Source organism: Paenibacillus sp. FSL K6-0276, from assembly GCF_037977235.1.
Lineage (GTDB): Bacteria > Bacillota > Bacilli > Paenibacillales > Paenibacillaceae > Paenibacillus_AQ.
This window is the reverse complement of the sequence record NZ_CP150276.1, coordinates 1,430,982-1,444,638: the sequence shown is the minus strand read 5'-3', so window position 1 is coordinate 1,444,638 and position 13,657 is coordinate 1,430,982. Positions and strand designations below refer to the sequence as shown.

The 13,657-nt window shown below is 42.7% G+C and carries 9 protein-coding genes; 3 read left to right on the top strand and 6 right to left on the bottom strand.

Annotated elements, in window-relative coordinates; translation table 11 throughout:
* Positions 1-93: 93 nt before the first annotated feature.
* The gene (leuB, locus tag MHH52_RS06580) at positions 94-1,176 is read right to left on the bottom strand and encodes a 3-isopropylmalate dehydrogenase (RefSeq protein ID WP_340007434.1); all 1,083 of its coding nucleotides are present in this window, start codon (positions 1,174-1,176) and stop codon (positions 94-96) included.
* 227 nt (positions 1,177-1,403) lie between these two features.
* On the opposite strand from leuB, the gene MHH52_RS06575 reads away from it, so the two are divergent.
* A complete protein-coding gene (locus MHH52_RS06575) occupies positions 1,404-2,384 on the top strand; it encodes an aldo/keto reductase (protein WP_340007432.1) in 981 nt (326 codons plus the stop codon).
* A 77-nt stretch (positions 2,385-2,461) separates the two neighbouring features.
* On the opposite strand, the gene MHH52_RS06570 is transcribed toward MHH52_RS06575, so the two are convergent.
* The 4 genes from MHH52_RS06570 to MHH52_RS06555 form a co-directional block, all read right to left on the bottom strand.
* Positions 2,462-3,553, bottom strand: coding sequence for a DUF4097 family beta strand repeat-containing protein (locus MHH52_RS06570; RefSeq protein WP_340007431.1), 1,092 nt, complete (start codon positions 3,551-3,553; stop codon positions 2,462-2,464).
* Between the two features lie 16 nt (positions 3,554-3,569).
* Entirely contained in the window at positions 3,570-4,067 is a 498-nt protein-coding gene (locus MHH52_RS06565; protein WP_340007429.1) for a hypothetical protein, read from the bottom strand.
* A gap of 78 nt (positions 4,068-4,145) precedes the next feature.
* On the bottom strand, positions 4,146-4,598 hold the full coding sequence (locus MHH52_RS06560) for a zf-HC2 domain-containing protein (RefSeq protein ID WP_340007428.1): 453 nt from the start codon (positions 4,596-4,598) through the stop codon (positions 4,146-4,148).
* Positions 4,595-5,155 carry an RNA polymerase sigma factor gene (locus MHH52_RS06555; RefSeq protein ID WP_313638069.1) on the bottom strand — a complete coding sequence of 187 codons (561 nt, stop codon included), beginning with the start codon at positions 5,153-5,155 and terminating at the stop codon, positions 4,595-4,597. Before MHH52_RS06555 ends, MHH52_RS06560 begins: the two co-directional genes overlap by 4 nt.
* A 122-nt stretch (positions 5,156-5,277) precedes the next feature.
* Here MHH52_RS06555 and MHH52_RS06550 point away from each other — a divergent pair, with 122 nt between their 5' ends.
* Positions 5,278-8,412: an ATP-binding protein gene (locus tag MHH52_RS06550; RefSeq protein WP_340007427.1), complete on the top strand. Its 3,135-nt coding sequence runs from the start codon at positions 5,278-5,280 to the stop codon at positions 8,410-8,412.
* Between the two features lie 50 nt (positions 8,413-8,462).
* Positions 8,463-9,608, top strand: coding sequence for a response regulator (locus tag MHH52_RS06545; protein WP_340007425.1), 1,146 nt, complete (start codon positions 8,463-8,465; stop codon positions 9,606-9,608).
* A gap of 70 nt (positions 9,609-9,678) precedes the next feature.
* Here the strand turns inward: MHH52_RS06545 and MHH52_RS06540 are convergent, their stop codons facing one another.
* Entirely contained in the window at positions 9,679-13,473 is a 3,795-nt protein-coding gene (locus MHH52_RS06540; protein ID WP_340007423.1) for a collagen binding domain-containing protein, read from the bottom strand.
* Positions 13,474-13,657 lie beyond the last annotated feature (184 nt).

Sequence of the window (13,657 nt, the reverse complement as noted above, 5' to 3'; positions counted from 1 at the left end):
CATCTTGTCTACATATCAAATGGTATCATCGTACAAAATCAAAGTCAATATTATAGCAATTCCTCTTTAATAGTAATTATAAATAAGATATTATTACGCTTTGCGGATCGCTGCAACAATTAGGTCGCCCATTTCAGTTGTACTGATCGCTTTGCTCTTATCTACGGCAATATCACTTGTACGGTGACCTGCATCCAATACTTCAGCAACTGCAGCCTCTATCGCAGCAGCAGCATCTTCATAACCAAAGGTTAAACGGAACATCAGCGCGAGTGACAAGATCGTTGCGATCGGGTTCGCAAGCCCTTGTCCGGCAATATCAGGAGCAGAACCGTGTACTGGCTCATAGAGACCATAATTGCCATCAGCCATCGAAGCCGAAGCAAGCATACCGATAGAGCCTGTCAGCATAGCAGCTTCATCGCTCAGGATGTCACCAAACATGTTCTCGGTAACGATAACATCAAAGCTGGATGGACGGCGCAGCAGCTGCATTGCGCAGTTATCAACGAGCACATGCTCTACCTCTACCTCAGGATATTCTGGAGCAACCTTATTTACGACCTCACGCCATAAACGTGAAGTTTCAAGTACGTTCGCTTTATCAACACTTGCCAGCTTATTACGACGTTTGCCAGCAATTTCAAAAGCCTGACGTACGATTCTTTCTACTTCCATTACGTTATATACACAGGTATCTACAGCTTCTTCACCATGTTCACCTTGACGGCGCAATTTATCTCCGAAGTAAATCCCACCCGTCAGCTCACGAACGACCATAAGATCTGTACCTTCCAGAACTTCCGGTTTCAGTGTCGAAGCGTCCTTAAGGCAATCGAATACGACAGCTGGACGTAAGTTTGAGAACAATCCAAGCGCTTTACGAATACCAAGCAGTCCGGTTTCAGGACGAAGCTCCTTTGGATTGTTATCCCACTTCGGTCCGCCGACAGCACCCAGTAATACGGCATCTGCACTACGACAGATTTCTAGTGTATCTTCCGGCAGCGGTGTGCCTCTCTCGTCTATTGCGATGCCGCCAAATAGCGCGTGCTCCGTTTCAAAGGCATAACCAAATACTTCTTCCGTTGCTTTCAATACTTTTTCTGCTTCAGCTACTACTTCAGGTCCAATACCGTCCCCTGCGATTACGGCGATTTTTTTAACTTCACTCATCTCAGTCACTCCTCAAGTGGTCTGCTCTAACAGACATAGTTCTTCTTTATATTGTTGTATCATACCCAGTCGTAAAGGACAAAGATATAGATTCTATTGAGCTGATAGGCAGAGCCTATAACAAAGAAAGAGCGTCATAATACCTTAGATGCCGCTTCGTAATTGCTCTTAATTATGAAGATGTTTACAATTAATATGAAATCATCTATCTAAGGAGTGAATGCGAAGTGCAATATGCAAAACTTGGGAAATCCGGTATGAAGGTCCGTCGGCTATGTCTCGGAACAATGAACTTCGGCCCACAAACAGATGAACAAGAAGCCTTCCGCATTATGGACGCTGCACTGGACGCAGGTGTTAATTTTTTTGATACCGCTAACATTTATGGCTGGGGTGAGAATTCTGGTCTAACCGAAACAATTATTGGACGCTGGTTCAAACAGGGGGGCGGACGACGTGAAAAGGTCGTGCTGGCTACCAAGGTTTACGGTGCAATGAGCGATAAGCACGACGGACCTAATGATGAGGGTGGACTATCTTCTTATATTATACGCCGCCATCTAGAGGGGTCTCTGCAGCGTCTCCAGACCGATCATATTGAATTGTACCAGATGCATCACGTTGACCGCAGTGTCTCTTGGGACGAGCTGTGGGGAGCTTTCGAGCTTGCTGTAAACCAAGGCAAGATTGGTTATGTCGGCTCAAGCAACTTTGCGGGATGGGATATCGCTGTAGCTCAACAAGAAGCCAAAGCTCGTGGCTTTTTAGGTTTGGTCTCTGAGCAGCATAAATACAGCCTAACCTGTCGGCTTCCTGAACTTGAAGTATTACCCGCTTCTCTCAATCTTGGGTTAGGTGTTATTCCTTGGAGCCCACTGGATGGAGGCCTTCTCGGACGTAATGCGCTTAAGAAAATAGAAGGCAGCCGCAGTGGAGGAAACTCAGAGCGCGTAGAGCAATTTAAAGATCAGCTTGAGGCTTTTGCAAGCTTATGTATGGAGCTTGGGCAACCACAAGATAATGTAGCTCTAGCATGGTTGCTCGCCAATCCTGCTGTAACCGCACCAATTATTGGACCACGTACACTGGAGCAATTCGAGAGTGCACTACGCAGTCTTGAGATTGTACTAGACGAGTCTGTACTTAAACGGCTAGATGAGATCTTCCCAGGACCGGGCGGAGAAGCACCTAAAGCTTACGCTTGGTAGGTCTATTATACAAAAAGGGAGCTGAGGCTTCAGCAGAATCACTCGCTGAAGCCTCAGCTCCCTTTTATTATTCTTACTTATTCTGCAGTATCCACGGTCACACTTCCATTACTCGTGTTTAAGTCCACAGTATACGTTCCTTTACCAAGAACGGCAGTGCCATAGCTATCCCCGTCACGATCCCAGGGTACATTCCCTTTCAGCGAACCATTGCTGGTATCCGCTGTAATCTTCGCATCGGACACGGATGGCAGTCCCACTATAATCTTTCCGTTACTAGACGAACATTTCCAGTTTCCGGTCACAGCTGAATTGATAGTGATCTTGCCGTTGCTGCTCTTAGCGGATAACGCCCCATCTATGTTATCCAATACAATAGCTCCATTAGAGCTTGCGAGCTGAGCTCCGCCTTGGATGTTCTGAACAGTTAGTGATCCATTGCTGGTATGCGCCTCTACTCCGCCAGCAACATCATGAATATTTAAAACCCCATTACTAGTATCAACCATTAAGCCAGACTTTAAATCCCAGGCCTCGATTGACCCATCGCTTGTATCCACCTCAACGGCAAGGCTACTAGGTACACTTACATTTAAATAAGGACTTTTAGTATTAAATCCAAACTGAATATTAGAGAACCAATTATGATCTGTATCGAGCTCCATAATCAGTGTATCTCCCTCAGTTGTAACTTTCCACTTCTTTTCCAATGCACTTTCAGCTTCACTTTGAGATTTCCCAGGTAGGAGTAGGCTTCCCTCATAATCCAATGAGCTTCCATCTATTCCTTCTACCTTTACTTTTCCACTTGGAAGTACGATTTTCAGCGTCGTAATATTGTCTTTCACTTCCACATTCCCGCTAAGTGGAGTTAGATGTGTATTCCCGATCAGGCTGCTGAGTGAGCCACCCGCCATTACTGTCTGAGCACTACTTGCTCCAATCAGCATGATTATCAAGAAGATAGCCCAGCCGCTTACACGGCTTTTGACATCGGATTTGATAAAGAGTCTGATCAACATCTCGAGTCCGAACAGGATCAACAGCGCTGGCCATAAATACCCAAGTACTTCATAGCCGATCATATTATACTGAGCCATCACAATAATGACACCAAGCGCAATGCAGCCCATGGCTGCAGTGAAACTTCCGATTTTCCATCTCCCCATAGTCAATCCCCGTTTCTTATGCTCTCGTATTGTTTCTTAGCATCCTAAAACCGTACGCAATCAGACCCAGTGATAGCAAAATCGTGCCAATGTTAATCTCAATCAACATTCTCCAAAGCGTCGGAAATACTGAAATTACCAGCATAAGAAACCCAGCAACAACACATCCGATACCGACCCAAGCTGGATTCACATCTTCATGTGGGTAACCCGGCATAGAGGATATTCCCATCGTCCAAGGCTCTCCGAAGCTGTCTGGATGAAACATCATACGCTCGTGTTCGGCTGCAGTTATTTTCATCCAAGCCGCTTTCTGCAGGGCATCAAACAATTGGTAAAACCATAGTGCAGCTAGCGCAAAAGGGAAGATCATGGGCTCGGACGGAATAAACATAATACATAAGGAAGCCCCGATCATAAACTGCAAACCCTGCTTTTTGAAGCCTAAATACAAATGACCTACACCAGGAATCATAGCTAGCATAAAAGTGAGCCACCGTCTCTTCTTAATCATAATACATCCTCCTAAAATTTGGATAGCATAAACTTCGGTCTACCTGAATCCATCTATTATTTATAAATCTCTTTACGACTATTTTCCAAAGCCATCAAACCATTGGGTTACCGAATTCGACACATGACCATTAATTTCAGTGATCCCATAAGCCAAATTCTCAAAAACTCCAAACTGTAACAATAACAAGCTCAAGCAGGCAGCCACCGCATAATGCATCCAAGATGTTCTAGGAGCAAAACGACGTCTTACACTTGTCGCTTTAATCGCTCGATCTCTGCGCCCTGTTTCGAGCTGCTCGATATGGGCCATAACACCTGATGAGAGATCTGGGAAGTCCATCTGTACATGTTGATATTCGCTGTCTGAATCCATTGTTGACCAAAGGGCTGACATTTCCTTAGCTTCCTCCAGCCACTGCGCACAATCAGGACAGGATTGTATGTGCAATCGGATACTCAGCTCCATATCTGGAGACAGTAGGCCATCAATGTAATGTGGCATCCATTCCTTCACTATTGCACAATTCATCGCAATTCCTCCCTTTGTCTACGCATCATCTGTCTGGCACGATAAAGCTGCGATTCGATAGTCTTAACGGAAACACCCTTTTGCTCCGCAATCTCTTGATAAGAATTTCGCTGAAAATAGTACAGCTGTACGACCGACCGGTACGGTTCCGCAAGGCTGTTCACATTCTCACCCAGTTCAGCTGATTGTTCCTGCTCTAGCACCTCATGCTCTGGCGTTTGAGACGTCACCCAATCATTCTCTGTGTAATCAGCTGCACTTCGATGCTTCCACTCCCTATCATTGGCCCGTTTCCAGTCCAGACAGGTTCGGTAGGCTATCCGATACAGCCAAGTCGAGAAGGAAGACTGTCCTCTGAAGGAGGGGAGCGCTTTATATGCTTTTATAAAAACCTCTTGGGCCATATCTTTGGCCGATTCGGCTTCTCCAGTAATCTTGACGCACACTCTGTACACCATGCCTTGATAACGTGTCACCAAATGCCCAAAGGCTTGATGCTGACCATTCAGCACAGCAGAAATCCATTCCGCCTCTTCCAGCTTTCTCCCCTCCTTCACCTACATTACGTTAGACGCCGGCCAAATCTAATCCCCTGCAACTTGCTTCAGCTTTTTTTGGATTTTCGAAATATTTTCGAGAAAGGAATATCTTGTTACATGTCGAATACTGTTTAACTATTATGACAAAAAGAAAACTCTTCCTAATTATTGTACTTTTTCTAACTGTACTTACTGGCTTTCGTATCCTATGGGTATGGGCTTCGCCTAACGCTATACAACCACAATTAGTCAAAGGAGTACTCGATTTACGGGATACAGAATTGAATCAAGACAAGCTCCTTACCTTAAAAGGACAATGGGAGTTCTATCCTAATATGCTGCTTCCCACGTTCAATAAAGAATCTCTAACTAAAGCTACCACTAAAAAATATATACAAGTACCGGGGCAGTGGAACGATGCTATTAGTCATGGCGAAAAGCCTGCTTATGGTTACGGCTCCTATCGTCTGCGTGTTCTTATAAATAAAAATGCAAAGCAGTCATATGGTATCCTCATATCCGGGATTCAGACTTCTTCGGAAATTTATATAAATGGTGAACTGCTGGGCAGTTCAGGTTCACCTTCTGCGAATAAAGAGGACTATATTGCTCGTGTATTACCTTACTCAGTTTCTTTTACAACCGATAAGAGTGAGATTGAAATTGTGATTCATGCAGCCAGCTACTCCTTAGCCCATAAAGGCGGTATTTCCAAACCCATTTTATTCGGCAGCGAAAAAGCTCTAATACATCAAAGGTTCATTTCCATAGGCTTTCAACTGTTATTATGTGTAGTACTTCTAATTCATGCAATCTATGCAGCAATATTATATATCATTGGGCCGCGGCAAAAGATGCTAATATATTTTTTTATATTAGTAATTTCAGCCATAACTACCGTACTCATAGATGATGACAAGATTTTACTGCACAAACTTCCCTTCAACTATCAATGGGACCTGAAACTATTGTTCATCTCTTATATTTCCACTTTTATTTTTATCCTGCTGACAAGCAAATATCTTTTGTTCGAGGATGTTAAAATAAAAAGTGTTCGTATCCTGACCATCCTGTCCATGATGCATATTCTTTTCATATTATTTGGACCTGTTGTCCACTATTATGAATTTCATACGCCAATTTTCGTCATAAATTTACTTGTTTTGGCATTAGGAGTTGTTATTCTTCTTCTGAGGTCTATTCTTAAAAATTACGATGGCTCTATTTTTCTGTTGTTATCCATGCTTGCCATCGTTAACAGCTCGCTTTGGGGAATGTTCAAGAATTTTAACTGGATTAATGTTACCTATTATCCTTTTGATCTAATTATTGCGTTTTTGTGTTTTGCAACTTTTGGGTTTAAACGTTATCACTGGAATACGAAGCAGACTGAAAAACTGGCACAAAGCCTACAGCGAAGCGTTACGCAAAAGGATACTTTTTTAGCAAACACCTCACATGAATTGAAAAATCCGCTGTACAGCATTATTAACATTGCCGAAACTGTTCTGGACAGCGAGCGAGACACTTTAACACATCAGAACGCAGAGAATTTAGAATTGCTCATTTCCGTCGGAAGAAGTATGTCCCTTCTGGTAGACGACCTACTGGATCAATCCCAGCTTCGTGAAAGCAATATACAATTGCAACTTAGAGAACTTAAAATTCAGTCCTTCGCAGTTGGTGTGCTTGATATGTTCAAGTTCTTAACGGAAGGAAAATCTTTAACCTTAATATCGGAGATACCAGATTCATTCCCTTCTATTGTGGCTGATGAAAAAAGACTCATTCAGATCTTGTTCAATCTGCTTCAAAATGCTGTTAAGTATACGACTATAGGTACGATAAGAATCCATGCGGATATTCACAAAAAATCGGCGCGGATTCATATTACGGATACTGGACTTGGCATGGACGAGGAAACATTGCTTAGAGCTTTCCAGCCCTATGAACAGGGTGACTCCAGCATGACTGAAGTTAGCGGTGGTATCGGGGTTGGATTAAGCACCTGTAAGCAGTTAGTTGAGCTTCACGGTGGGAAAATCAGTGTAGTTTCTACAATTGGCCAAGGAACTACTTTTACCTTCACAATGCCTTTATCCGATCCAGCCAACCGAGAGGCTAGTTCAGAGCTCCCATCAATAACTGAATTTCCAGATACGCCATCTATGATCACTCTATCCAAATTGGCTGCGACCAGTACCGCATCATTAGCCCATGGTAGAAGACCTAAGATTTTGGCTATCGACGATGATCCGGTTAATCTAAAAATACTTACTAGCGTACTTTCCATCACGGACTACGAAATCGTTACGGTGACCAGCGGAAATGATGCTTTACTATTGCTAGATACCGATCAGTGGGATTTAATTATTGCAGATGTAATGATGCCACAAATGTCCGGGTATGAATTAACCCAAAGAATTCGTGAACGTTACACCATTGCTGAGCTTCCTATTCTACTTCTAACAGTACGAAGCCAAGCTGAAGATATTTATATCGGGTTTATTTCAGGTGCAAATGACTATGTATTGAAGCCTATGAATGCAATAGAACTGAAGGCTCGGGTACGCTCCTTAACAGATCTAAAACAATCCGTTAACGAGCGGCTTCGTGTGGAAGCTGCATATCTTCAAGCGCAAATACAACCACATTTCTTGTTCAACACATTAAATTCTATATCCGCTCTGGCATCGTTTGATATTAATCGAATGAGTCACCTCATTGATGCCTTTAGCTCTTATTTACGCTTAAGCTTTAACTTCTTGAACGCCGAGCCGATGATACCCATTGAACGCGAAATTGAGCTTGTCCGTGCCTATCTGTACATAGAGAAAGAGCGCTTTGAGGACAGGATGACCATTAACTGGGATTTGGCAGAGAACCTACACTTCCAATTACCTCCCCTGACCATTCAACCACTCGTTGAAAATGCCGTCCGGCACGGTATATTAAGCCGCTCCAAAGGAGGAACGCTGTCAATATCCCTCAAAGAACAGGCTGATGATATCGAGATCACAGTCGCTGATAATGGTAAAGGCATGACTACTGAACAACTTCAGCAGCTGCTGAGCGGTCAGTCTAATGTTAAACGGGGGATTGGATTTCTCAATACACATAAACGACTGTTACGTATCTATGGTAAGGGTCTGCAAATTAAAAGTAAGGAAGGTAAAGGAACTTCGGTAAGTTTCATAATCCCTTCTGAAAAAAGAAATCCGATTCGAAAGAATTCCGATTCACAGACAGACTATAATGAACCGAAATATAAGTAAGAGATTATTGTTTTTTGCTTAAAAATACTATATTGAGTGGTGAAATAACAATGATTCAAGCAGTATTGGTGGACGATGAACGGCTTGCTCTCGTAAAGTTAGAATTTATGTTAAAAGAAATGAAAGCCATACATATTGTCGCGTCCTATACAGATCCTGTCCAAGCCATACAAGAGGCTCCGTCATTGGAACCTGACGTTATTTTTATTGATATAGAAATGCCTGAAGTGAGCGGCCTTCAGGCTGCCGCAATTCTGCAAGAGGTCTGTCCAAACGCTAATATCGTTTTCGTGACCGCGTATAACCAATATGCAGTGGAAGCCTTTGAGTTAAATGCGATTGATTATATTTTAAAGCCTGTGCGACATGACCGGTTGCTCAAAACAGTACAACGCTTGGAGGACAGATTGAGGTTTGCACCAAAAAGCACAGAGGTAGAACATGAACTAACGATTCGTTGTTTTCAATCGCTGCGTTTTGAACGAGGAGGACAACCTTTAAACAATCTCCGTTGGAGAACTTCTAAGGCACAAGAATTGTTTGCTTTCTTGCTTCATAATCGCAATCGATTCGTCAGTAAAGACACCCTGATTGACCTACTATGGCCAGACTTTAGCCTTAAGAAGGCCTCTACCCATCTTTATACAACCATTTATCAAGTACGGCAATGCTTGAAGCAGAGTGAGGTAGACCTGCAAATCAGCAACGTCAGTGGCGGTGAAGGGTATACACTTGAGACCGGATCGCTGCTAATCGATGCAGCCCAGTGGGAGCACAACATTCTTGCACTAGAATCCATCGGAGAGGACAATTGTGCAGAACATCAAAGCTTATTTGATCTTTATTCAGGGGATTATTTTGGAGATTACGATTATTTGTGGGCAGAGGGCGAACGACAACGTCTGCGCACCATTTGGCTACACCATGCTATGGGAATGGCCCAGTTCTATATCGACAGCAGCAGAGTTCCCGAAGCTGTCACCGTGTATCAAAAGGTAGTGCAGCTTCAGCCCTATTTTGAACAAGGACATTTAGGATTAATGAAGATCTACGACAGTATTGGGGAACGATCCGCTGTGGAAGAACAATACAAAATTCTCAAAGATCTATTAATAAGTGAACTCAATATTGGACTCCCAGCCAGTGTTGAAGAGTGGTACGAACAATGGGAGCTCCAAAACCTCAGAGTCCAATAATAAGGAATACACTTTATGAACATAACAAAGACACCCGGATAGTATCAGGTGTCTTTGTTATTACTGTGTATTAATTACTTCGTTTAAATCTTCGAGCTAACACAAATCCTACAAGAACTAGACTTCCACCTACTAAGTAAATAGGAAGTGCACTGTCTTCTCCCGTTTTCGGAAGCTGAGTTGGTTTATTGCTGTTATCCCCTGGCTCTTTGACTGTACCTGTTGGTACTTCCTCGACATCAATCTCGATCTCGATCTCTTCTTTATTTCCATTCTCATCTGTCACAATGATCGTGAACTTGTCTTTTCCAATGAAGCCCGGATCCGGTGTGTAAATCCATTTGCCGTCCTTAGTAATTGTCACCTTACCATGATCTGGCTCATCACCGATACTCGGCAATCCTCCAAGTGGGATTTCACCTTCAATAGGAATGTCCTCATCTGTAGTCAGTTTCTCTACAGGTGGAGTCACCTTCGGAACAATAGGAGTACTAGTTGCCACCGGTGTGACAGTTGGTGTTGAGGTTGGTGCTATGGTTGGCGTTACAGTTGGCGTTGCCACCACAGGTGTTGCGGATGGAGTAGCAGTAACGATTACTCCCGGTATTGGCGTCGGCGTCGATACAGGAACCGTTGGATTGTCTGGCGTCGACGTCGGTGTTACTGTCGACACAGGTGTTTCCGTCGACGTAGGTGTTGCTGTTGGTGATGGTATTGGTGTTACTGTTGACGTCGGTGTCGTCGTCGGTGTCGGTGTTGCTGTCGGCGTCGGCGTCGGCGTCGGCGTCGATGTTGCTGTCGGCGTCGGCGTTGCTGTCGGCGTCGGCGTCGATGTTGCTGTCGGCATCGGTGTTGCTGTCGGCGTCGGGAATTTATTGGTTATCGTTAACTTAAGACCTGCCGTTGTATTAATATCCACTTCATGTGGTGTTGGATCGAGAACATAACCAGCTGGTGCTGTTGTTTCAATCAATACATATTTACCTCCTGGCAGCTTGGTAAATTCAAGTACCCCATTTACACCCGTAGTCCCCTCCTTAATCCAGATCTTGTCCTTATCAATGACACGATATAGATCAAAGACAGCTCCACTTAGCAGCTTTTTATGATCATCATCGTCTACCTTCGTGATCGTTAATGGACCTCTTACACCGCTCCCTGTGCCGGAACCGCTAGAGAACTTAACTGTAATTTCCTCGGTACTTTCATTTGTAATGACCTTGATGTTTTTACCATCAAAACTAACCTTATTAGTTACTTTATCATTGTTATTTGCTGTGATCAGAGAGTCATATTTCAGAATATACGCCTCTGAGATATCTTTTAGGAAACTAAGCTTAAAGCTTTCCTTTCCGTCGATATCTGTAGTAATCTCCAGCTTGTAGTCCGTATCTCTAATCAGTTCTTGAGTAGTTGGTTCTACAGTCCCATCACTTTTAACTGACGTTTTATAGACATGGAATGTATTAGACAGGAGGATTTGATTGTCACTCGGAACATCCGTAAGTACAGCATCTTTTACAAAAGATTGGTTACGGTTGATGTTAATTGTCCAATTAATCTTATTACCATCCTGGGAGCCAGTTTTATTAACGTATTCCCCGCCTTGAGGGACATTAACGGAAGCTTCCAGCTTTGCGGACTCTTCTGTTGTACCGTCATATAGCATAGCTGTATTGATAATTGTGCTTGAATCAATCGCTTCATCAGCAAACGTAGTTTTGAAAGTGACATAGAACGCATAATCAATGGCTTTGTTAAATGTTACCTTCAGTTCAGTGGCAGTCAGATCTACTTTATAATCATTAGAACTTACATTAGCTTGTGGAGAAGGGTCCCCATTCTGGCCATACTCCCATTTATAAACTTTTACAGAAGCCTTATTGACAACTTGGCCAGCCGGAATGGTGTCCACCAGTTCAGCTTTATTTAACGTTTTCTGATTATAATTGGCGCCAACGTTCCAGGTAATTTCCTTCGTTATAGCATTGTAAGAACCACTCTTCTCACCATTGTTCTTGACTTCATCTCTTGGAAAGAAGGTTGAGGTAACTTCTTTGTCCTTCGAGACCAATACTCCATTCACCAATTCCTTCCACTTAAGTGCAGCTGTATTAGAGAATCTATCTGTCTTGGGAGCTAGCCAATCATAGTTAAAGCTTGTTGTATAAGTAATTGTGTAAGGTTCGGTTATCGGAGCACCAAAAGTAATCACAAAACCATCGTCTACAGCAACCGGATCATGCTCCTTGTAAGTAACGCTATAAACGGTTGCAGCTCCACCTTTTGTCGGTTCAACCTTTAATGACTTTCGATCAAGCTTCAGTCCAGCATTACCGAAAGTATCCGTCACCACCAGATTCTCCATGGTTTCACTATCGTAGTTAATTAGAATGGTCCAATCAATGGTCTTTTTCGCATAATCAACATTACTATAATTTTTATAAAGAATATGCTGCCTGATATCACTTGTTGCGGATTCAGTATTTCCATTATAAGTCACTTTGTTCGTAATCGTAACATCATCATATACTCTGCCATTTGCCTTTGTCTGATACTCAATCCGGTACGCCGAATGTATATCATTGTTGAATTTCAGGTCAAAACCATTTAACCCCGTTGCCGTCGTTGGAGTTACCGTATATTCGCTAGACGCAAGTGCCTTCCCATTAACTCCATCTCCATTACCGTCGATGGTTACAGGGTAGACTTTAACAGAGCTGAGAATTAGATCTTGTGTATTGGGGAACAAATCGTTCAATACAGCATTTGCAGCTAAAATTGTTTTTTCATTGTAATTGAAATTTATAGCCCAGGAAATTGTCTGGGTCGCTTCGTCGTATTTTGTTTTTTCTTTAGATAACGGCTTGCCGCGCCCTACTGTAACCGTAGTACTAGCTTTCTTAGAAATCCCGTCATCACCAGTTAAGACAGCCTCATTATAAAATGTTGTTGCATCTACACCAGTACCAGTAATATCCGTAGAAAATTCAATCCGGTAAGCCTTAGTAATCGGTTTGTCATTGAATTTCAGGTTAAGCTCTCCAGAAGAGGAGCCTGTCACATCGTACTTGCTGCTATTCACCAAACTACCAGTACTCACAGTCCCATCGACATTCACATCAAGCTCATAAACAGCAATAGATAGCGTATTTAGTGACACTCCCACAGGAAGCTTGTCAGTAACCACCGCATTGTTAATACTCTCCAGTGCCTTGTTTACATCAACCGTCCATGCAATGCTTGTTGGATTATAATACTGCGGCTTAGGCGTACCTTTTTTTTCTATTGTAGAGCTAACTTTTGGCTTGAAATTAAGCTCAATTGTCTGGGTACCACCTTGTATTGGAAACGTCAGCGTCTGATTCGTAGAGCCAGTGATTTTCTTGGAGCTCAGAAGCGATCTTACCTTAAAGGTACCCCCCACTTGATTGTGGGATTCAATATAATCGTTAAATGTAAATATAACTTTGTTGGTATTTTTGTCGACTGTATAAGTTCCAATAACCTCATCATGAAACATTAGATTATCATTCAGGTCATTATAAAGTTCAAACTGTGTAGGAAGATCAAACGTAAAGGTTGAGCCCTCCGTATAACCATGCCCATCTGGAAGTGCCCATGTATAGTTCAATTCCGTATTGGAATCAAGTTCATATACGCTTCCAGTCACCGTACTAGTGTATTTGTCATCGGTGTATACAGCCAGCGTTACATTAGTAATGAGATTATCTCCAATCACAGTACCAGTGCCATTTCCACTCGCATATGCCGGCGTATTAAACCCGAAGCCAAAGCTATAAGCCCATTGCGTCACAAGTAAAAATACTATGAGCCATGCGCTTATTTTCTTTTTTGATAACATTTGTTAAATTCCTCCTTTTTCAAACTGTTTATTGTGCTTTTCCCAAGCTCTATACTTTGAATCCAGTACTCTTATCCTCTGCATTGACCTCCTTGATCTTATCTCCTTCTACTAATCTCCATGCTTACATCTATTGTAAATAATACATCTATACATAATCTGAACAGAGTCCTGTAAAAGTCTT

Bases quoted from the DNA above. Each gene is read 5' to 3' on its own strand.
- MHH52_RS06550 (WP_340007427.1), top strand. From the start codon at position 5,278: ATGACAAAAAGAAAACTCTTCCTAATTATTGTACTTTTTCTAACTGTA.
- MHH52_RS06565 (WP_340007429.1), bottom strand. From the start codon at position 4,067: ATGATTAAGAAGAGACGGTGGCTCACTTTTATGCTAGCTATGATTCCT.
- MHH52_RS06560 (WP_340007428.1), bottom strand. From the start codon at position 4,598: ATGAATTGTGCAATAGTGAAGGAATGGATGCCACATTACATTGATGGC.
- MHH52_RS06545 (WP_340007425.1), top strand. From the start codon at position 8,463: ATGATTCAAGCAGTATTGGTGGACGATGAACGGCTTGCTCTCGTAAAG.
- leuB (WP_340007434.1), bottom strand. From the start codon at position 1,176: ATGAGTGAAGTTAAAAAAATCGCCGTAATCGCAGGGGACGGTATTGGA.
- MHH52_RS06540 (WP_340007423.1), bottom strand. From the start codon at position 13,473: ATGTTATCAAAAAAGAAAATAAGCGCATGGCTCATAGTATTTTTACTT.
- MHH52_RS06570 (WP_340007431.1), bottom strand. From the start codon at position 3,553: ATGGGGAGATGGAAAATCGGAAGTTTCACTGCAGCCATGGGCTGCATT.